The organism is Wenzhouxiangella indolica (assembly GCF_042310355.1).
Classification (GTDB): Bacteria; Pseudomonadota; Gammaproteobacteria; order Xanthomonadales; family Wenzhouxiangellaceae; genus Wenzhouxiangella.
In genome coordinates this window covers 177,830-199,068 of the sequence record NZ_JBHJMR010000002.1, presented here as the reverse complement: position 1 = coordinate 199,068, position 21,239 = coordinate 177,830, and the positions used below count along the sequence as shown (strand labels likewise).

Genomic DNA, 21,239 nt, shown 5'->3' with positions numbered 1-21,239 from the left:
CAAATCCGAAATACGAAGCACCAAATCCGAAAAACGACTTGGTGCCAAGCTAAGCGCAGGCACACGCATAACCGATCGACTCAACACCGTAAACCACCGAATCCGGCCAGTTTCGGAATTTCGAATTTGGTGCTTCGGATTTCGAATTTGACCGGGCTGGGCGGCGCCCAGCCCGGTCGTCCCGTCAACGTTCGTCGATCGCCGGCACCCCACGATCTTCCGGACCGATGTAGTCGGCGCCCGGACGGATGATGCGATTATTGCCCCGCTGTTCCATGATGTGGGCGCACCAGCCGGTCACGCGCGACATCACGAAGATCGGCGTGAACAGCCCCGTGGGAATGCCCATGAAGTGGTAAGCCGAGGCGTGGTAGAAGTCGGCGTTGGCAAACAGCTTCTTCTCGTCCCACATGGTTTTCTCGACGATTTCGGAAACGTCGAAGAGCGTGTCGTCTCCGACGTCGTCGGCGAGCTTGCGCGACCACTCACGAATGATGGCGTTGCGCGGATCCTTTTCGCGGTAGACCGCGTGGCCGAAGCCCATGATCTTTTCCTTTTCCTCGAGCTTGCGCAACACGTCCTCGCGCGCCTGTTCGGGCGTGTGGTACTGCTCGAGCATGGCCATGGCCATCTCGTTGGCGCCGCCGTGCAAGGGCCCCCTGAGCGAGCCGATGGCACCGGTCACGCAGCTGTGCATGTCCGACAGGGTCGAAGCGCAAACGCGTGCGGTAAAGGTCGAAGCGTTGAACTCGTGCTCGGCATAGAGGATCAGCGAGACGTCCATCACCCGCGCGTGCAGCTCACTCGGCGCCTTGCCGTGGAGCAGGTGCAGGAAATGCCCGCCAATACTGTCGTCGTCGGTCTCGACGTCGATACGCTTGCCGTCGTGGCTGAAGCGATACCAGTAGGTGATCATGGACGGGAAGCTCGCGAGAAGCCGATCGGCCACATCCTGCTGCGCGTCGAAGCTCTCCTCGGTTTCCAGGTTACCCAGGAAGGAACAGCCGGTACGGAGCACGTCCATCGGATGCGCCGATGCGGGAATGCGCTCCAGCACTTCCTTGAGCGCATCGGGCAGGCCGCGCAGTGACCTCAGGCGCTTGCTGTAAGCGTTCAGCTCCTCCGCATTGGGCAGGTGGCCCTTGAGGATAAGGTGAGCGACTTCGTTGAACGAGGCCTTCTCGGCCAGGTCATCGACGGCATAGCCGCGATAGCGCAGGCTGTTACCGGTCGCACCGACGGTGCAGATCTCGGTCTGGCCGGCAGACTGGCCGCGCAGGCCGGCTCCGGGTTTCTTCTCGGTCATGACGACTCCTTGCTGAACAACTGATCCAGTTTCTGCTCGAACTCGTGGTAGCCGAGCACCTCGTAAAGCTCTTCGCGCGTTTGCATGGCGTCAACCACGCCCTTCTGGTGGCCGTCACGGCCGATGGCTTCGTACACGGCCAGCGCGGCCTTGCTCATGGCGCGGAAAGCCGAAAGCGGATAAAGCACGAGGCCGGCACCCGCCTCGCGCAACTCGTCGACGCTGAACAGCGGCGTCTTGCCAAACTCGGTGATATTGGCCAGCACCGGCACGTCGACCTGGCGGGCGAATTCGCCGAACTCCTCGAGCGTGTGCAAGGCCTCGGCGAAAATCATGTCGGCGCCGCAATCCACGTAAAGATTGGCGCGATCGACGGCGGCAGCCATACCCTCGCCGGCGTAGGCGTCAGTGCGCGCCATGAAGACGAAGGCGTCATCCATTCTCGCATCGACGCCGGCACGCACGCGGTCAGCCATCTCTTCGGCACTGACCAGTGCCTTGTTCGGCCGGTGCCCGCAGCGCTTGGCCGCCACCTGGTCCTCTAGATGGATGGCGGCCACGCCGGCGCGCTCCATTTCACGCACCGTGCGCGCGATATTGAAAGCGCTGCCCCAGCCGGTGTCAACATCGACAAGCAGCGGCAGGTCACTCACGGCGGTGATGCGGCGGGCATCCTCGACCACGTCGGCAAGCTGCGTGATGCCCAGGTCCGGTAGGCCGTAGGAGGCATTCGCCACCCCTGCACCAGACAAATAAATGGCCTGGTGGCCGGCTTTTTCGGCCAGCAGCGCGGAATAGGCATTGATGGTGCCGACGACCTGTAGCGGGGGATGGTCGGCGACCAGCTTTCTAAAGCGTGCGCCGGGCGTTGGATCGCTCATGCGAAGTCAGGCTCCGGGAATGTGGACAGCCCCGCATTTTATCACGTGGGACCCCTCGCCTCTCTTTCCTCGCAGTCGTGGTCAAACGCGGTGGGCGTGCGAAGTCTCGGCCGCATGGACGGCCTGATTGACCAGCTCGACCGCGTCGGCGCGGGCGATGAACGGCACGGTGACCTGCCCCTGCGGCAGAACCAGCCGCACCGAAGCCAGGCCGTGGCGCCTGAAATACGGCGTGCTGACAACGGCGGCCTGCTGGACCATGGCCAGCTCGAAGGCGTCGCGCCGCAAGCCGAACAAACCCTGTTGAACCCAGCACACCCCGTCGACCACCTGCCAGCCCCAACAGCGCCAGCTGCGGTGGACGAGCCAGAGCACCAGCAGCAAGACCGCCAGCGCGCCGCCGATGAGCAAACGCGTATTGGACAAGTACCACCACGCCAGCGCCGCCAGGAGCAGGACGGGTGCACTGATGCGCGACCAGAAAAGCGCCCGAAAACGGCGGCTGATCGGCCGCATTTCCTCCGGCACGGAGAAACCCGGCATCAACCGACCGACCAGCATCCAATCCGAGCGCCGCATGCCCGGAATCAGAAAGTGCTTACCCGAGGGATCAACCTCGAACTCCTGACTGCTTGCCTGCTTGCCGACCAGGTACCACTGCCCGATCAGCCGCCCCAGCGCGGTCTGGTAGAGCGTCAGGCCAGTCAGCTTCCGGCGGCGGATGTTCTGTTCGCGCCGGTCCAGCAAGCCGCCGACGGCCAGGAAACGGTCGCCGAGGTCGCGCAGGATGAAGTCGTGAAAGCGCACGAGGGACAACAGGCCGGACAGCGCGAACAGGAACACGACGAGCATGAGCACAAGCCCCGCCGCCCCGCTCCATCCGAACTCGAGGATCCGCTGCACGACGACGCTCACGCCGATCGAATCGATCCATTGCTCAACACGCTCCCACATGGAGCTGAACAACCAGGCGGCGATGCCGGCGATCAGCCAGACCTGGTTGCTGACCAGGCCGTGGGCGAACAACCGCAGGTTGCCGGGGGCATGAATCAGGGTCGTGTCGGAATCTCCGCTGTCGTCTGAGTCGTTTTCCTCACAGGAACGATCATCCGCCCCGGCTCTCGCGGCCGCTGCGCCGCCAGCAAGGGCAATATGGTCGCGCAAGGCCAGTGCAAGGTCCCGGCTCACTCCCGGCAGGGACACTTCGGTCGATTCCGCGCCGGGCGTTTCGAGCGTAAAACGCACCAGACCGAAGGGCCTGAAGTAGAACGGCTGGCTCAAGCCGACGTTTTGCACGCGGGCGAAACGGATGCGCAAATCCTTGTTCTCGATAATTCCGCGCCGCACGCGAATGGCGTCGCCCTCGATCCGGAACCGGAAGCGGCGGTGATAGATGGTCCCGATCAGGATGGCCACGAGCAGTGCAAGCAGACCGCCGAGGACGAATTCGCGCAGGCCCAGGCGATCGAGGAAGGCGAAACCGACACCTGCGCCGGCGAAGACGTAGAGATTTTCGCGAATGAACTTCGCGCCGCCGTTGAGGACCAGAAACAGCAGCGCCATTGGGGCCAGGCGCTGCCAGGTGTTCAGATCAATCGGCCTCACGAACCGGCCCTTCGACATCACCGTCTTCCTCGCTATCGGCCGTCTCGGCGATCTGCTCGAGCAGATACTGGCGAACCCGCCGCGCATCGCTTCGATCAAGGCCCTTTACCGTCAGGTCGGCGGTCATGCCGCCAGCCGTGAAGCACTTGACCCGCATCAGGCCCAGATACCGTTCCAGCGGGCCGTGCACCGCCTCGACGTGCTGAATCCGGGCGAATGGCACGATCACCGTCTTGCGCCAGAGCACGCCGTAGCGATAAATCAGGTCGTGCTCGCGCAGCGCCCAGGCCCGGGTGCGGGCATCGAGCCGGGCGTAAACGGCGCCGGTGACGGCCACGGCCAACGGCGGCAGCGGAATCCACCAGAATCCGTCCAGCGGCACGAAGGGCAGCATGGGGACAAGCAGCGCGGCCAGGGCAAGCCCCAGCCAGAACACGGTCTGCGTGACCAGCGCCCAGGGCAGATACGCGTCCGCCACGGGCGTAAGTTCCACGCGCTGGAAATCCGGCAGCGTCGAGGCCTCGACCTGCTCGTTGCTGAAAATCTCTCCCTGCTCCATCCCCGATCCGTTCCGATTGCTCGATCTCGACTCAGTGTCGCGCGAGAGCGCGCGGCGCAATAGTGCCTATAGTCACGACGTGATTCAGCGTGCCTGCCGGATGATGCGCCGGCAACGCCATAGCAAGTAGTTCACGGCCACCCAGAAGTGCTTGAAGGCCTTGTTGCTGGTCTGACCATGATGGTAGCGGTAATAGATCTGCTGGGCGATGACAGCCAGACGGAACAGGCCATAGACTTCGTAGAAAGCCCAGTTCTCGGGCTGCAGGCCGGTGCTTTCGCAGTAGTAGTCCACCACTTCATTGCGAGTCATCATGCCCGGCAGATGGGTGGGCTGGCGGCGGAAGCCGCGGAAGTAGAAGTCGTCGTCGGCCTGCACCCAGTAGGCCAGCGAATTGCCCAGGTCCATCAGCGGGTCGCCCAGCGTGGCCAGCTCCCAGTCGAGCACGCCGACGATGCGCATCGGATCGTCGGCATCCAGCACCAGGTTGTCGAAGCGGAAGTCGCCGTGGATGACTCTGATGGCGACTTCGTCGGGAATATTGTCGGCCAGCCAGTCCATGACGTAGCGGCCGGAACCGACGTTCCAGGTCTTCGCCTTTCTGAATCGCCCGGACCAGCCTTCGATCTGGCGGCTATTGTAGCCCGCGCCCTTGGCCAGCTTGTCCAGGCCGGCAGCCTCGATATCGACCGAATGCAGCTCGATCAGCCGATCGACAGCATTTCGGCAAAGGGTGCGCACCTGCTTCTCGTCGAGCACCAGACCCTCGGGCAGATTTCGCCGCAGGATGATGCCCTCGATGCGCTGCATGACGTAGAAGTCGCAGCCAATCACATCGTGATCGGTGCACAGCGCCACCATGTCCGGCACGTAGGGAAAAACCGGCTTGAGCGCAGCCTGAATGTCGTGCTCGCGCACCATGTTGTGGGCGGACTTCGCCTTGGTGCCCGGCGGCGGTCGGCGAAGGATCAGATCGCGATCGGGGTAGCGCAGCAGGTAGGTCAGGTTCGAAGCACCCTTCGAGAACTGACTCACTTCCAGCTGCCCTTCCAGCCCCTCGACGCGCGCTTTCAACCAGGCGTCGACGGCTTCGACGTCGAAGCGATCCTCGTCGCGCAGGGCCCTGGGCCGATCAATGAGACGCTTGTCCTGCATGGCTCTCCCCGAATCCTGGAAACGCACATGATACACGCGCGTTCCAGTCGCGCCGATCACCGCCCCTCGAGCAATCCGCCCTATTCCTGTCCTCGCCTCGCTGCAGAACGCGTAACCAACTACAGGACCTCAACAAGACCGCAGGATGCAAACAGGAAACTTGATGCAACTCTTTCGTATCACCGCCACAGACTACGGGAACGGAGTGCACGGCCTTCAGGTCCTTGGATCAGAGAACATCATCGGGGCCGGGGGATTAGGCCGAAACCTGATCGGACACTCGGGCGAGAACGGCATCGTGATTGGCAAGGATAGTGGCTCGGCCGCCGACGCCAACGAAATTGTCTCGAACTGGATCGGAACCAACGACATAGGGGACGATCTCGGCATGGAAATTGGCATCCAGATACTCAACGGGGCCAACAGTCTGGTGACGAACAACAAGATTTCGAACAATACGAACGGCTCCGCCTACCAGGGGGAAAGCGGCGTCTTCCTTCACGGAAATACCATCAGCGACAACCAGACCGCTAGCGCTTACTTCCCCGCGCCAGGCCAGCTCGGATCGCTGGACTCGAGCCAACCCAATATCATCGGAAACAACACATTCGGAGTGCTTGTGGATGCCTACGAGAGCGCCAACCCGACAGGACTGGCAATTATTCGCAACAACTTCATCGGCACCTGGTCACCCGGAACCGCGACCGGAAATGTGAATGCCCACAACAACACAGGCATCCAGTTCAATCCAACCGACGATAGCTCGTATGGCAATACGATACGCGGCAACCGCATCCATGCCAATGGGTCGACTTCAACACCGGGGATCAACCTGGGCATGACCGAGCTCGACTACGGCGGAGATGGAACTGGCCCGAACACGCTGCTCAACTACCCGGATTTCGATCCCAATGCCACATCCTTCGACCAGGCCACCGGCCAGTTGAGCTATCGCTACCGGGTCCAGACCACGCCGATCAATGCAGATTGGCCGTTGACCATCGACTTCTACCTGACCAGCGACAGCAGTCCCCAGGGGCTCACCTACATTGGCTCCGAAACCTACCCTGAATCGGCCGCTTTCGAATTCCGCTCAGGCACCCTGTCCACGAGCGAATCCGTCAGTGGCTCGACCCATCTGGTTGCAACGGCAACAGACTCTTCCGGCAACACCAGCCAGTTCACCCATCAGCCCTTCCCACTGGTTGTTTCTGATGTGCTCTTCTCCGATCGCTTCGAAGGACCATAGCGTCATCGACGGAGAGCCGCGTAGCCACCCTGCAAGCTGCCGAGGTGCCACTGGCATCGGCTTGAGTATCTTCATGATCGCAGCCATCATTCTGCTTGCAGCCTGCTCGCCGAACGAGCCGAGTGACGGTTCGCCAACCGATCCACCAAATCGAGAAGTCGCCAATCGGGCACCAACCGCCTTTACCCTGCCCGATGACTTTCCGGAGCAGATTCCCTTGCCTGATACCTACCTGATCGTCCGCAAAAGTTCAGGAACCCGGGAGCAGACCGGGCGAGAGATCGCGCTCAATATCGCCATGACGGGAGACATCGACGAATGGCGGCGCACCTACGATGCAGCCCTGAAAGCGGGGTTCGAAGCCGTCGAATTCGAGGAGAGCGTCAGTGCCCTGCGCTGGCGCTTTCACGGGCAGGGTTTCGAGCATGCCATCCTGTACCTCAACGACAACCAGGGCTACCTCGATCGCGGCTCGACCGACTCGACCCACCTGCCGGTCATGCTTTCGCTGCGATTGACCGAACGCAGAATCCGATAGCAGCGCTCATGAATCAGCGGCCGGATCAAATTCGGCCAACTCGACCTTCAGCCAGGCCCGCGCCCTGCGCAGGTCGCGAATAACGGTGCGAGTGGACAAGCCGAAGCCCTCTCCGATCTCCTCGACGGTGGATCCGGCGTAGAGCTGGGCCGCGAGGGCTTCGGTCATGCGGGGATCGTGCTCGGCCATGCGCTCGAGCGCCTCGTCCACGGCGATGACCCGCACGAGATCCTCGGTTTCCATGCTGTATTCAGCCTCCTGGAAGGTCTCCCGAACCTGGTCGCCACCGCGCTTGACGGCCAGGTGCTTGCGGGCGTAGTCGAGTATCAGCTGGCGCATCACGCAGGCCACCAGGCGCTGGAAATGCAGACGATTCTCGATATCGCTGCCGGCGCTACGCCGCATTTTCAGGAAGGCTTCGTGTACCAGGGCCGTTGTCTGGAGCGTTACGCTACCACCCAGGCGCTGGCGCTGCGCGCGACCAATGCGTTTCATGTCGTCGTAGACCAGGGGCATCAGTCGCTCGAACAGCTCAGGCTCTTCACGGATCTCGGCCAGCAACTGCGTCACTTCGTGATCTGGGGCTGCAGCAAAGGATTCGTTGTTCACAAGCATGCTCCTCCGGCGCCGGGCAATTGTCTCCCGTGGGGGGTGTCGGTTCGGACGTGAAATCTCATCGGCTATCTTCCCCGCTGCCCAGCTGGCTCTGCCAATGGGCCAAACGATCGTCATGCCCGGCCTCCGGATCAGCTTCGTGCCAGCGAGCATAGAGATCGGCCAGGGATTCGACCACCACTTCCGTACGGTCATGCTCGGCACCCAGCGCGTCGACGAAGATCTGATAGGACTCCAGCGTGGCCGCCTCAGCTTCCTCGTAGCGATCCAGTGCCGCCAATTCCTGGCCGTGGCGATTCAGGAAAACGGCCAGGTACCAGTGCCCTTCGTCGAGCGAACGCCGGCCGCCTGATACCGCTTCGGCCGCAAACGCTTCTGCACTGTCGTAGCGACCCATCCTGTGCAGCAAGCCAGCCAGGTTGCTCATCAGAATCAAGGTATTGGGGTGGTCATCGCCACGGACCCGGCGGGATATGGAAATGGCCTCCCGATAGTGCCTTTCGGCTTCCTCGGGGCGTTCGGTGTGCTCCAGCAGGTAACCCATGTTGTTGGCGGAGATCAACGTGGCGGGATGCTCGCGACCGAGTACGGTCCGGCGTCGCTCAAGCGCCTCGCGGTAGTACGGTTCGGCATCGTCGAATCGATCCTGGCCGACGAGGAACACGCCAAGGTTGTTAATCGAGCGCATTGTCTCGGAATGGTTGTCACCGAGAACCTGCCGCCGCTTTTCGAGCGCTTCTCGGTAAAGCGGCAAGGCCTCGTCGGGCCGGTCGAGGCCGTCGAGCAACGCCGCCATATTGGAAACCGAGACCAAGGTATCGCGATGGTCGTCACCGAGCACCGCTCGCCGACCCTGCAAGGCCTCGCGGAAATAGGTTTCGGCATCGACGTACTGCCCCATCGCTTCAAGCGCAGTCCCTGCATTATTCAGCGCGGTCAGTGTCGCCGGATGCTCCGGCCCGTGCAGCGCCTCGAATCCCGCCAACGCCTCGCGATACTGGGCAAGCGCCTCCTCGCGTCTGCCCTCGACGGCGAGCTGCCGGCCCATTTGATTGACCGACTCGAGCGTATCGGGATCGTTGTCCCCCAGCCATTCGCGCCGTATGGCCAGCGCCTCCCCCTGTGGCAGGGCGGCTTGCCGGAACAGACCCAGGCTGCGCAGAGTGATCGCCACCGACTGCAGCAGGCGGGCACGAACCAGCGGCTGGCCAGTGAACTGCTCGTCTATGACAGCAAGTGCATTATCGAAGATGTTTTCCCAAAGCGTGTCGCGCGCCAGGTCGGTGAAGTTGACCCGAGCGAGCATCTCCCGGGCGTTCTTTGTCTCCTGACTCAACTCGTCTTCGTTCAGGTCGTCTCGTTCGAGCGCTCCGCGATGGCGATCGGCAATGGCCGCGCGCAGGCCGGTCCCCATTCGACGTGCGTCGATGGCGGAAAGCTGCTCGGCCTGGAAGGTCACGACCTGCTGAAGTTCACGCGCCATCCGCGTGCTTTCTGCTTCGGCCTGCAAGGCACGCTCGGTCTGGGCGGCAGCGCGGTCACGCTCGAGGGTTGCCCGATGCGCCTGCCAGACAGCGCCGACGAGTGCCAGGCATAGCGCGAGCGAAACCACTCCCGCGGCGCCAACAGCCAGCCGGTGACGCTGCACGAAGCGCTTGAAAAGATACATGCGCGAAGGCGGACGCGCGCTGACGGGAAACTGCTTGCGATAGCGACGAACATCCGCAACCAGGCTGGATACGGAAGCATAGCGGTCCCCCGGCTCCTCGGCAGTTGCCCGGTCGATGATCGCCGCCAGATCGTCGCGCCGGGGCATGCTGTCGGGCAACCGTTCCCCATCTGCGACGACGCAATCCCTTTCCAGCAGATGGTCCGTCACGAGCCAGTAAAGCATGGCGCCCAGAGACCAGACGTCCGATTGTGTCGAGACGGGTTCGCCTGTCAGCAATTCCGGCGCCGCAAACGCGGGTGTCAGTGCCCTCATGGGCGCGTTTTCACGCTCCTGGTCCTCGAGGAGCTGGGCAACGCCGAAATCGACGAGCCGAACGGAGCCGCTTTCGTTGACCCGGACATTGCTGGGTTTGAGGTCGCTGTGGACCACCCGGCACTGGTGGGCATGGCCGGTAGCAGTCGCCATCTGTTCGAACAAGTCGAGGCGGGCGGCCAGATCCGGCGACTCGTCTCGAATATAGCGGTCCAGGTCGCGCCCGGGAACCCACTCCATGACCAGGTAGGCGTGGCCGTCCTCGGTCGTGCCGCCGTCGATCAGGCGGGCGATATTCCGGTGACTGAGCCGCGCCAGCAGTTGGCGTTCTACGGCGAGGCGCTGGTCCAGTGCCTCTCGGCGAACCCGGATAAGCTTGACCGCGGCATCCATCTCGAAGGCCCCGTCGGCACGCTCAGCCCGGTAGACCGTACCCATCCCTCCGCTGCCAACGGGTTCCTCGATGCGCCACGGACCCAGGCGAGTGCCCGCTGGCAGCACCACCTCATCCGTTTCACGAGCTTCCTGCCTGGCAGCGTGCCCGACGCGCTCGAACATGGTGTCCAGGAAGTTGGTCGGCTCGGTGCTCGCTGCCAGCAATTTGACCAGCCAGCGATGGACGCGGGGGGCGCGTTCGGCTATGGCAGAGAGTTCGCGCTCACGCTCGAGCTCGTCACGCTCCAGCAGGCGATCCAGAAGCCGGTCCAGAAGTCTGCGACGGGCCACGGTCAGCCGCGGCCGCGCGGAATCAGCGGGCACCCGCCGAGCCCTCCGCCTGCTTGTCAGTGCGCACGTGGCGCGCCCTCTGTTGAATCCATCCCCATCGCCGACCACCCTACCATGGCCACCGCCGGAGTTCTCCCGCAGACAGTCCGTCGTCTTGTGTCAATCACCGGCACCGGCCCGGCAACGAACCGGATGACCGAAGCGTTTTGCGTCGACACAAGTCTACTTCCCCCGAGCACCAGGTCACTCGTCCCTCGGGTTGGCGTGAAGATTGCACTTCCATGACAAGTGCGGAATCCGCACTTTCTGACTGGCTGCCGCAAGGGCGATCGCTCATGAAAGAACTCGTACTGGTCGACACAAGAACCCTGGCCCTGGTTTCGTGCATCGGCGGTTTCATTCTGCTGGCGACCATGCTCGGGCTCTGGGCCGCCGGCACGCGTCAGCGCGAACTGCCGCACTGGGGAATCGGCGGCCTCTTCTACGGGCTCGGCTACCTTTCCGGCTACCTCTTGCTGACCTTTCAGGTTGAGTTGCCCGGCTGGGTGGCATCGAGCCTGGCCAACAACCTGATCCTCTTCGGCCACATCCTGATCCTGCTCGGTATCCAGATTCACCTGGGGCGGCCTGGCTTTTGCTGATCCCCGTGCTGCAGGGGCTGTCAATGAATATTGCAGCCCTACGAACGTTTCCCACACCTTTCATTACCGATTCGGTGCTGATGGCCCTGCCCGACTTGTTCGGCGCCTGGCTGCTTTGGCGGGCGCCTGCCGCCGGACTGGTCCTGATCAGGCGCACGACGGCCGTATTCCTTGCAGCGTTCGGGCTGTTCCTGCTCGGTCGGTTGGGCTACGTGCTGATCACGCGCGCGGTGTCGAGTTCATTCGACCCGCATCTCCTGCAAGCCCTGGCGTTTCTCGCTGGAATGCTCTTCGCCTTCTTCATGACCATGCTGCTCGTGCTGATGATTTTTCGTGACAAGGAACTGCAACTGCGCCGCACGGCGCGGCGTGATGCGTTGACCGGCCTGCGCAATCGCCTGGCCATGCGCGACCTCTCGAAACGTGAGTACGAGTCGGCCATGCGCTACCGCACGCCGCTTTCACTCATCGCACTCGATCTTGACCACTTCAAGGCGATCAACGACCGACACGGTCACGCTGCGGGGGACCGTGTGCTCGTGGATATTGCCTCCACCCTGTCCGACCAGCTGCGCGAAGCCGACCTGGTTTTCCGCACCGGCGGCGAAGAATTCCTGATCCTGCTGCCCCACACGCCGCTCAAGCCGGCACTGGAAGTTGCCGAGCGCCTGCGGCAGGCGGTAGAGAATGAGAGCTGGGCGTTCGATACGACAACGACCCGGTGCAGCACGAGCCTCGGCGTCGCTGAAATCGGAATACCTGACGAGACCTGGGAAAAGGCCGTTCAACGCGTCGATCAGGCGCTCTACAAGGCCAAGGCGGGCGGACGCAACTGCGTGATCGAAGCCGCAAGGACCGACGCGACTGGATAGGGCCCTGCTCGCTCGAAAGAAAACGGCATGGCCCGATCAGACTCAACGCCGCAACTGTGAAAGATCAGGGTCAGCAGCACGAGCAGCAAGGGAAGCACAACGGCCGAGCCGATCCAGGCATGCCGTCGCCGCTTTTCCAGGCGTTGCCGTTCGTCCCGGCGCCACTTGTCCGGGATGCCGCCACCGCAATGGACGCATGAGGCTTCCGCCAGTGGCGTGAGCTTTCGGCAGGACGGGCATTCCAGCCGTTTTTCGAAGCGAACCGGCGGCACCAGATGCATTGCAAGCAATCAGCCGTGCTTGTACTTGGACAGTTCAAAGCGGGCGACCAGCGCCCGGTGCACTTCGTCGGGTCCGTCGGCGATACGCAGCGCCCGGGCCCCGGTCCAGGCGGCAGCCAGCGGAAAGTCGTCGCTCATTCCCGCCCCGCCGTGGAGCTGCATGGCCATGTCGATGACGCGCTGCGCCATGGACGGCACAGCCACCTTGATCTGGCTGACCTCGCTCATCGAACGCGCAATACCGCGATTGTCCAGGCTCCAGGCCGCTTTGAGCACAAGTAGCCTCGCCTGCTCGATGGCGATGCGCGCCTCGGCAATGCGCTCACCGTTACCTCCCAGTTTCGCAAGCGGCCGCCCGAAGGCCTCGCGTTCGAGGCAACGGCGGCAGGCCAGTTCCAGCGCCCGCTCCGAAAGCCCGATCAGCCGCATGCAGTGATGGATGCGGCCCGGCCCGAGACGGCCTTGGGCAATCTCGAAGCCCTTGCCGGGCCCGGCGATGATGGCCGATTTCGGCAGACGCACGTCGGTGAAACTGACTTCCCCATGGCCCAGCGGCGCGTCGTGGAAACCCATGGCGTTGAGCATGCGCTCGATCTTCACGCCGGGAGTGTCGAGCGGCACCAGCACCATCGAGTGCCGGTAGTGGCGCTCGGCATCGGGGTCGGTCAGGCCCATGAAAATCACGACCCGGCAGTTGGGATGACCCAGGCCGGTCGACCACCACTTGCGGCCGTTGAGCACCACCTTGTGATCCTCGACGGTCGCCGTCGCTTCCATGTTGGTAGCATCCGAGGAGGCGACCTCGGGCTCGGTCATGCAGAAAGCCGAGCGAATCTCGCCAGCCAGTAGGGGCTTGAGCCACTGATCCTTTTGTTCATCTGACCCGTAGTGGTAGAGCACCTCCATGTTGCCGGTATCGGGCGCGTTGCAGTTGAAGATCTCGGGCGCGATCAGGGAGCGGCCCATGCGCTCGGCCAGCGGCGCGTAGTCGAGATTGGAAAGCCCCTGCCCCAACTCGTCGTCGGGCAGGAAGAGATTCCACAACCCGGCTTCCCTTGCCTTCGCCTTCAGTTCATCAATGACCGGCAGCACCTGCCAGGGATTGTCGAGCGCGGCCATCTGCCGGTGAAACTCGGGCTCCACCGGCTCGACTTCGTCGCGCATGAAACGGTGCAGTCGTCGGGCAATGCCCTGCCCTTTTTCAGACGGCGTGAAGTCCATCGATATCCCACTTGTCAGCGAAACCAGTCCACAATCCTACCCGATAACCAGTGGGCGAACGGGTTGATGGGCCTCGATTACGGCGTCGGGCACGCTGACCCAACACCAAAGCTGATTACTCCAGAGACGGTAACGCTCGCATTGCCGTTGACCGTGCTGAGATTCGGGGCGGCGCCGCTCGGATCCGCCTGGACGACGTTATGTGTTCCCGAGGTCTGGCGAACCCGCATATCCGAAATGCCTCCGATGTTGCTGAATGTATTGCCGGATACATCCGAGCAATGCGTACCGCCCACCCGTTCCTGAATGACAAGGCCCCGGTCATCGAAGATGTCGCGAATGATGTTGTTGGTCACCGTTGCATTCATCCTGCCTGCGTTGACAATGTCGTTGATGAAAATGCCTTCGAACCCATTGCCGGCGCCGTCACCCACCCCCTGAACGGTGTTGTTGTCGATCAGCACGTCAATCCGGTTCGCGCCTTCGTTGGAAATGTCGATGCCATTGCCGATCGCGCTACCGGAGTTGGCGACTCCCTGGGTACCGATCGTGTTCCCGAGAATGGAACCGGTCACGGTGGTGGCGGCTGAAGTCGACGCGTTGGCGAAGAAGTTGATCCCGATGGCGCGATGACCGGTAAAGGTGCTGTTGGTGATTGAGAATGAGGCCGAGCCTGAGCTGGATGTCGACACGTTCACACCTGCATTCTGCGCGGCCGGGTCAGTTGGATCGCTGTTGCCCGCGCCGGTGAAGGTGCTGTTGTCGACATCCACCCGGACCGACGACCCCGACGTACCGCCAGCATCGGCCTGGATGCCGTTGGACTTGTTGGCAATGAAGCTGGAATTGATCACCGTGGTGCCCATCGATGCCGTTCCGATCGCCTGGAGCAGAACGCCATTCGCTCCCGTTCCGACTGGGGTATCCCGGATGATGCTGTCCTCGATTACCAGGTCGGCCAGGGTGCCGGTATCGTTATCGATTTTGACATTGTGCGTGGTGGAACCGCTGATCGTGGTGTTCGAGATCGTGGCGGTGCCCAACAGGTTGTCGAACAGCAGGCCGATTCCTTCGATCGGATTGCCGTTGTTGGTCACCAGGGAATTACTGAGCGTGAAATTGGTGACGTTCTGTCCACGAATGCCGTTCAGGGCGCTACCCGAGATTTCGATGGAGTTGAGGATGATGTTGCCGGTATCGGTCAACTCCACGCTGTCGCCGGTTGTGTTCGGGATCTGGCCGTCGAGCACTTCGAGGCCAGGCCCGTTCGTATTGACCAACCGAAGGCCGGTGACCGAATTGAAGGCCTGCAGATTGCCGATCTGGATATTGATGGTGCCATTCTCCAGATCGACTGCGGCCGCCTCATCACTCCAAACGGTGCCGGTCGCCACACCACCGGGCGAAGTAGCACTATTGACGGTTGCCAGGTTCAGCGTGCCGAAGTTGTTGCCGAAGATGGCGTTCTCGAAGCGGCTGAAAAGACCACCGGAGATGTCTTCGACGGTCCAGACGCCCGGGGTGTTCACCAGAGAGATCGCCCCGCCCAAACCGCCTGCGTTATTCAGAACCGCCGCGAGGGCTTCGACCGTCACGCCGTTGGATGTGACGTCGCTGAAGTCGAGGCAGTGCGTATCCCCACCGACCGTCAGGTTGCCGTCGCATCGGACCCGCAGCCGGTCGATCGCGATGTTTCCGCTGGTCAGACCCTTCGCGGTCGCCGTGTCCCGAGTGGTCGCATCGACATAATTGAACGAGACCGGGTTCGTCGCGCCGGTCGCTTGCAGGTACAGCACTTCGGCGGTGGCCTGACCCTGAGGCTGGTTGGAGCCCGCGAGCACAAGGCCGTCCAGCGAGATCGTGCCCGTCCCGCCGATGATCTCGACCGTGCGCGACGACAGCAACGAGCCCGCGTCCAGCGTGTGCGCGATGCCGCCATCGTAGTCGATGTTCATCGTGCTGCTGTTGACCCGGAACGGAACGCCCTGGATGCCTTCGATCAAGGAACCGGCATTGGTGATGTTCAGGGTGCCGCCGCTGCCGTTGACAACGTTGACCCCCGCATCGCCGCCGCTGATCTGGGCCTGGCCGGACAGGTTGTAGGTGCCGTCGGCGTTGTCAAACTGCAACCCGGTGCCGGCCGATGCGGTCATCGCGCCGCTGAACGTCAGCGACCCGGTGTGCCCGCCGTGCACCCGAAGCAGCGGGCCGTTGCCGGCGGTCTGATTGAACGAGGCCGCGACGGTGCCGCCGATGTTGCCGCCGGAAATCGAGATGGTGCCCGATCCTGCGTCGGAATGGGCGACCGAACCGCTTGCGCTGTCCAGCGTGCCGCCGACGTTGACGAGCTCGATCTCGGTATCCGGTGCCGAGGTCGCCGAGGTTTCATTGAAGCTCGCGTTCAGCGTGCCGCCGTTGACAATACTCAGGATGCCGCCGGTGCCGTTGACGCCCACGTCCGTGATGGTCGCCGTTCCGATCGTCGCGCCGCCGTCGGCGAACGCGTAGCCCGACGTCGTGTCGCCGATATCCAGGCCGCGAACGGTATTGCCGCTGCCCAGCGTTAGACAGTCGCCGCTGCTCGCCAGCTGCGGGTGGGCGCCGGTCGTGTCGGGCGCGAGTACGGTCTCGGCCACCGGCGAACGCCCGGTCAGCGCGTCAAGCGTGCCGGCGGCTTCGCCTTCGCCGATCACGGTCTGATTATCGAGCAGGGTCAGGCCACACTGCACCGATGAGTTGTCGCTGGCCGAGTCGTAGACGAATACGGTCGCGCCGGCAACATCGCCGGGTGATCCATCGAAGCCGTTTCCGGAAACGGCCAGGTCATCGAATGGGAACGCCGCGGTGCCGTTGTAGACCGGGCCGGTCGCGTCGGCGTCGACGTACCAGATCACCGGGCCGTCGATGGTCATCGTGACGGTGGCCTCGTCGAAGCTGCCGGCAGGCGTGGTCAGGCGGTAGACGAACGTGTCGGTCGTTCCGGTAACGCCCGGCGGCGGGTTGTAGGTAAAGCTGCCGTCGTTGTTGACCGTGACGATCGCGCCGTCGCTGAACGTGGCCGTGTCGCCGGCGTTGTTGACGCTCGCGTCGCTTTCGCCGAAGGTCAGCGTGCAGCCGGTGCAGTCGTCGTTGACCAGCAGGTGGTCGTCGTTGCCGCCGGCGCTGCCGTCGGTGTAGGCCGCTTCCAGCTGCGCGGTGACGGTGCGGGCGTCGTCGTTGACGACCGGGGTGATCTCGAAGGCGAACGTCCCCGTGACCGGCTCGAGGTTGTCCGGCGGATCGTTGGCGTCGGCGTCGTTGATTTCAGTGACGTTGAATCCGAGCTCGCAGGTCTCGCCGCTGCTGAAGGTGCCCGAGGCACGGGTCAGCGTGATCGTGGCCGTGCCGTCGCCGCCGATGGCCAGATCGGTGGGCGTGGCGACCGTGCCGGAGTCGGTGCAGATCAGGGATACGCCGTCGTTGGTCACGTTGACCGGCTCCGAGAACCCCAGCGCGATGGTCGTATCCTCATCGACATTGCCCAGCGTCGTGCCGTCGATGACTGTCGTGAGCGTGTTTCCGACTTCGGCCTGGACGCTGTCGAGCACCGGGGCTTCGTCGATGGTGAAACTGAACACGAAATCGGCGTCGGGATTGTCCGGCGGGTCGATGCTGTCGACATCGCTGATTTCAGCAGCGACGACAGTGACGGTGCAGGTCTCGCCGCCCGGCAGATCGGTACCCGGGGTCAGCGTGTATTGGTCCTGATCGACATTGGCGCTGGCCGTCAGGCTGATCGTGCCCGGGCATTCGAGCACGAACGCCCCTGCCCCGGCCGTGACCGGTTCGCTGAAGTCGATGACGACGTCGGTATTGCCTGCGATATCGGTGGCGCTATCTGCCGGCGTCGTCGCGATGACTTCCGGTGCGGCTTCGACGTCGAAGCTGGCCGTGAAGTCGTCGCCGCCGACGCCGTCGCCGTTGCCGTCGAGCGTGTCCAGCCCGGGGCCATCGGCGCTGTCCTGGTCGTTCACGCCGTTGCTTACATCGGCGAAGATATCCAGCACACAGTTGGAGCCGAAGCCGAAATCGGTGTCCGGGTCCAGCGTGACTTGCGTGTTACTCACGTCGTTGCTGGTCACGTTGACGTTGCCGTTGCCCGGGCTGAACGTCGTCGCGCCGCATTGCAGCGTGAACCAGTTGCCGTTGAGATTAACCGGCTCGTCGAAACCGATGACCACATTGGCGCCCGGTTCGACACTGCTGCTGCCATCAGCCGGCGACAGGGCGTCGACCTGCGGCGGCGCCTCGACGACAAAGCCGAACACCGCATCGGCAACCATGTTGTCCGGCGGATCGATGGTGTCGCTGTCGCGCACGTTCGCAGCCAGGACGGTGACCGTGCAGACCGCACCCGGGGTCAGGTCCGAGTCCGGGATCAGGTTGATTGTGGCAATGCCGGTTGCCGGCAGCGGCGGACTGGTCGTAAAGGCCACCGGCGTGCTGTCGCATTCGAACGTGAATGCGCCAGCATCGATATCGACGTTTTCAGAGAAGTCGACGGTCACACCAGCGGACGGGTCCAGGTTGGTCTCGTTGTCGACCGACGAGCTGGCCTCGGGCGCCTCGTCGAAGTTGATGGTCTGGACCGCGCTGCCGGTGGCGCCACCGTCATCGGTGACGGCCGATTCGGCGCTGCGCGTAGCGTCGTCGGCCGAGGTGCTGGAGAACTGGAGCGCGCGCAGCAGCGCTTCGGTCGCGGCCTGGTCGGCATTGGTGCCGAGTTCGATAGTGAAGGGAATCTGCGCGCCGAAACCCGGATCAACGCAGGCCCAGGGCTCCACCGAGGTGCTGATCGGCGTGCCTTCGAAGCTGACCGTGGTGCCATCAAAGCCGATCTGGCCCGCGCCGGTGCCCTGGTCTTCGACGGTCAGCGTATCGGACGGATCGCAGGGGCCACCGATGTCGAGCGTGGTCTCGACGCGGCTGAACTGGTTGGAATCAACATCGGTCAGCGTCCCGGCCGGATCCAGGTTGACCGGGCCGGTACTGATGTCGAAGTTGGCGCCGGCAGTCGGGAACACAACGTTCGGGGCGTCGTTGACGCATGTCACCGTCACGGCCACCGTCGCCGTCGAGCCGCCGTTCAGGGTGTAAGCAAACTCGTCGGTCGGGCTGCCGTCGTTGCAGTAGTCCGGATCCGGTTCGTAGGTCAGATCGGCTCCGGCGTTTGTGATGGCCACGCTGCCGTTGGCCGGCTGGGTAACCCCGGTGACGCTAATCGGCCCGCCGTCGATGTCGGTGTCGTTGGCCAGCACGTCGATCGTTGTGGCCGGATCGTCTTCGGTCAGCGTCGTGGCATCGTCGACCGCCACCGGCGGGTCATCGACCGGATTGACCGTGATCGTGAAGGTCTGGACCGGGCTGGTATCGGTGCCGCCGTTGGCCGTGCCGCCGTCATCCTGGACGGCGACGTCGAACTCCGATGTCCCGAATGCGTCCGCCGCCGGCGTGTAGCTCAGGTTGCCCGCGGTATCGACCGTGGGACCGGTGCTGAACAGCGCGCCGTTGGAGACATTGCTGACCGTATAGGCCAGCACCGACTGACCGCCCTCGTTCGGGCCCGGATCGAACGACGTCACCCAGCCGTTGACCGTCTGCGCCCCGGCGTCCTCATCGACCGCCGGCGGATTTCCGGCCGTGAACGACGGCGCGTCGTTGACCGCGTTTACGGTGATGGTCACCGTCACCGTAGCGGAGTCGGCGCTACCGTCATTGGCGTGGTAGGTAAAGCTGTCGGTGCCGTTGAAGTCGGCAGCCGGGGTATAGCTGAACGAACCGTCCGCGTTCAGGTTCAGCGCTCCGTTGGACACATCGGCATCCAGTACCGCGGTGAGCGTATCGCCGGTGTCGACATCGTCGTCATTGCCGAGCACACCGGGTACGGGCACAACCAGCTCGATATCCTCATCCGTCATGTAGGCGTCGTCATTGGCCGTCGGGGCGTCGTTGACGCCGTTGATGGTGATCGTGACCGTCGCGGTATCCGTGCCGCCGTTGCCGTCACTGACGGTGTAGGTGAAGCTATCGGTATCGCTGTCGCCCTGGGCCAGGGCCTCGAACTGTCCGTTCGGGTCGTAGCCGAAGCTACCATCACCATTGTCGGTGACCGATCCCTGGGTGCCAATCGTATCGATCGAGTCAACACTGAGCGTGTCGCCCTCGGCATCGCTGTCGTTGGCCAGCACATCGCCGGTGGTCAGCGCGCTGTCCTCGTCGGTGGCAAAGGCATCGTCGCTGGCCACCGGCGCGGTGTTGATGCCGGTGATGGTGATCGTCACCGTGGCCGTGTCCGTGCCGCCGTTACTGTCGGTGACCGTGTAGTCAAACGTATCGGTATCGCTGTCGCCGTCACCCAGGCTGTCGAACTGACCGTTCGGGTCGTAGTCGAAAGTACCGTCGCCGTTGTCGGTGACTACGCCGGCGGTTGCGGTGGTATCGATCGAGTCGAGCGACAGCGTATCGGAGGTATCCGGATCAGTATCGTTGGCCAGCACGCTGGTTGTGGTGATTGGCGTATTCTCGTCGGTGGCAAAGGCATCATCGCTCGCCGTCGGCGCGTCATTGACCCCGTCGACGGTCACCGTCACCGTGGCCGTGTCGGCGCTGCCGTCGGGATCCTCGATGGTGTAGGTGAACGTGTCGTCCTGAGACTCGCCGACAGCCAGGGCCTGAAGCGCAGCCACGCCGGTCGGGTCGTAGTCGAGATCACCGTTGGCCGCGATGTTGACCGCCGCGCCCTCGGCGCTGGTCGCATCGAAGCCGGTGACCGCCAAGGTATCGCCGTCGGGGTCCGAGTCGGGGCCGGCGCCATTGTCGGCCAGCACGTTTTCGCCGGTCAGGACGGTGTCCTCATCGGTAGTAAAAATGTCGTCGGCCGCGGTAGGTGCGGCGTTCTCGATATCGGCCAGGTCGACTCGGAACCACAGTCGGCCATCCTCTTGCGCGGTGAAAACCGCCAGGATATCGGCGCGGTTGCCGCCGGCGGTGGTGTCACCCGCCGGGTCGATGATCGGACTCACTCCCGCCCAGTCGGCCACTTCACCATCGAGCATGAAATGCGCTGCCCAGGCCGTGACCGCAAGCAGGCCCAGCAGCAGGGCCGTCGGGCCGCGATGGCGACTGAGCGCCCACAAGGCAATCGCAAGCAGTGCAACCGCCAACAGCAGCATGGCCCAAGGCGCCAGCGGCACCGGCACCGTAATGCCCAGGCCACCACCGGCCGCCTGGTCCACGGAGCTACCGTCGTCGGCCATCATCGTGAATGAATACTGCGCCGAACCGCTGCCGAGCTGGGCGGCATGAACCGCCAGTTCAACCACGTCAGCCCCACCCTCGCCGTTGTTCAAGCCCACCGGATAGCCGCCGTTCAATGTCTGCGGTGCGCCAAAAGAGCCGCCTTCGCAGCGCTCCAGGGTCAAGGCATCCACCTGGGCCGTGGCCGGGTCTACGCTGGCCCTCAGCCGGGCAACCACCCCGCTGACAGGATCGACCGCGTTCACGGAGCAGGCCCCGGACCCACCCCGGTCAATCAGAACCGAGACATCAACGCTCTGGGCAACGGACA

At 63.4% G+C, this 21,239-nt stretch carries 13 protein-coding genes; 4 read left to right on the top strand and 9 right to left on the bottom strand.

The genetic code is table 11. From position 1 onward, the window contains the following. Positions 1-184 precede the first annotated feature (184 nt). From prpC to ACDC67_RS03980, 5 genes are all read right to left on the bottom strand, one after another. Entirely contained in the window at positions 185-1,306 is a 1,122-nt protein-coding gene (gene prpC, locus ACDC67_RS04000; RefSeq protein ID WP_376690817.1) for a bifunctional 2-methylcitrate synthase/citrate synthase, read from the bottom strand. After that, positions 1,303-2,187 carry a methylisocitrate lyase gene (gene prpB, locus ACDC67_RS03995; protein WP_376690816.1) on the bottom strand — a complete coding sequence of 295 codons (885 nt, stop codon included), beginning with the start codon at positions 2,185-2,187 and terminating at the stop codon, positions 1,303-1,305. Before prpB ends, prpC begins: the two co-directional genes overlap by 4 nt. Before the next feature lie 81 nt (positions 2,188-2,268). Next, positions 2,269-3,792: a PH domain-containing protein gene (locus ACDC67_RS03990; RefSeq protein ID WP_376690814.1), complete on the bottom strand. Its 1,524-nt coding sequence runs from the start codon at positions 3,790-3,792 to the stop codon at positions 2,269-2,271. Then, positions 3,779-4,351: a PH domain-containing protein gene (locus tag ACDC67_RS03985; protein WP_376690813.1), complete on the bottom strand. Its 573-nt coding sequence runs from the start codon at positions 4,349-4,351 to the stop codon at positions 3,779-3,781. The genes ACDC67_RS03990 and ACDC67_RS03985 overlap by 14 nt, the downstream gene beginning before the upstream one ends. Before the next feature lie 84 nt (positions 4,352-4,435). Then, on the bottom strand, positions 4,436-5,506 hold the full coding sequence (locus ACDC67_RS03980) for a phosphotransferase family protein (protein WP_376690811.1): 1,071 nt from the start codon (positions 5,504-5,506) through the stop codon (positions 4,436-4,438). A 163-nt stretch (positions 5,507-5,669) separates the two neighbouring features. Here ACDC67_RS03980 and ACDC67_RS03975 point away from each other — a divergent pair, with 163 nt between their 5' ends. Beyond that, positions 5,670-6,755 carry a right-handed parallel beta-helix repeat-containing protein gene (locus tag ACDC67_RS03975; protein WP_376690809.1) on the top strand — a complete coding sequence of 362 codons (1,086 nt, stop codon included), beginning with the start codon at positions 5,670-5,672 and terminating at the stop codon, positions 6,753-6,755. 73 nt (positions 6,756-6,828) lie between these two features. Further along, positions 6,829-7,293, top strand: coding sequence for a hypothetical protein (locus ACDC67_RS03970; protein WP_376690808.1), 465 nt, complete (start codon positions 6,829-6,831; stop codon positions 7,291-7,293). A gap of 6 nt (positions 7,294-7,299) precedes the next feature. Here ACDC67_RS03970 and ACDC67_RS03965 read toward each other — a convergent pair whose 3' ends face one another. Together ACDC67_RS03965 and ACDC67_RS03960 are read right to left on the bottom strand one after the other, a co-directional pair. After that, positions 7,300-7,902 (bottom strand): ECF-type sigma factor, encoded by a 603-nt coding sequence (locus tag ACDC67_RS03965; RefSeq protein ID WP_376690806.1) that lies wholly within the window; start codon positions 7,900-7,902, stop codon positions 7,300-7,302. 64 nt (positions 7,903-7,966) lie between these two features. Next, positions 7,967-10,651, bottom strand: coding sequence for a serine/threonine-protein kinase (locus tag ACDC67_RS03960; RefSeq protein ID WP_376690804.1), 2,685 nt, complete (start codon positions 10,649-10,651; stop codon positions 7,967-7,969). A gap of 302 nt (positions 10,652-10,953) precedes the next feature. On the opposite strand from ACDC67_RS03960, the gene ACDC67_RS03955 reads away from it, so the two are divergent. Together ACDC67_RS03955 and ACDC67_RS03950 are read left to right on the top strand one after the other, a co-directional pair. Further along, positions 10,954-11,259: a hypothetical protein gene (locus ACDC67_RS03955; RefSeq protein ID WP_376690803.1), complete on the top strand. Its 306-nt coding sequence runs from the start codon at positions 10,954-10,956 to the stop codon at positions 11,257-11,259. 5 nt (positions 11,260-11,264) lie between these two features. Next, complete coding sequence (locus ACDC67_RS03950) at positions 11,265-12,131, top strand: GGDEF domain-containing protein (protein WP_376690801.1); 867 nt, start codon at positions 11,265-11,267, stop codon at positions 12,129-12,131. 290 nt (positions 12,132-12,421) lie between these two features. Here the strand turns inward: ACDC67_RS03950 and ACDC67_RS03945 are convergent, their stop codons facing one another. Together ACDC67_RS03945 and ACDC67_RS03940 are read right to left on the bottom strand one after the other, a co-directional pair. After that, complete coding sequence (locus ACDC67_RS03945) at positions 12,422-13,633, bottom strand: acyl-CoA dehydrogenase family protein (protein ID WP_376690800.1); 1,212 nt, start codon at positions 13,631-13,633, stop codon at positions 12,422-12,424. 77 nt (positions 13,634-13,710) lie between these two features. Next, positions 13,711-21,174: a tandem-95 repeat protein gene (locus tag ACDC67_RS03940; RefSeq protein WP_376690798.1), complete on the bottom strand. Its 7,464-nt coding sequence runs from the start codon at positions 21,172-21,174 to the stop codon at positions 13,711-13,713. Between the last annotated feature and the right edge of the window lie 65 nt (positions 21,175-21,239).

Coding starts and splice junctions, on each gene's coding strand:
- prpC (WP_376690817.1), bottom strand. CDS start 1,306: ATGACCGAGAAGAAACCCGGAGCCGGCCTGCGCGGCCAGTCTGCCGGC.
- prpB (WP_376690816.1), bottom strand. CDS start 2,187: ATGAGCGATCCAACGCCCGGCGCACGCTTTAGAAAGCTGGTCGCCGAC.
- ACDC67_RS03985 (WP_376690813.1), bottom strand. CDS start 4,351: ATGGAGCAGGGAGAGATTTTCAGCAACGAGCAGGTCGAGGCCTCGACG.
- ACDC67_RS03980 (WP_376690811.1), bottom strand. CDS start 5,506: ATGCAGGACAAGCGTCTCATTGATCGGCCCAGGGCCCTGCGCGACGAG.
- ACDC67_RS03975 (WP_376690809.1), top strand. CDS start 5,670: ATGCAACTCTTTCGTATCACCGCCACAGACTACGGGAACGGAGTGCAC.
- ACDC67_RS03970 (WP_376690808.1), top strand. CDS start 6,829: ATGATCGCAGCCATCATTCTGCTTGCAGCCTGCTCGCCGAACGAGCCG.
- ACDC67_RS03955 (WP_376690803.1), top strand. CDS start 10,954: ATGAAAGAACTCGTACTGGTCGACACAAGAACCCTGGCCCTGGTTTCG.
- ACDC67_RS03945 (WP_376690800.1), bottom strand. CDS start 13,633: ATGGACTTCACGCCGTCTGAAAAAGGGCAGGGCATTGCCCGACGACTG.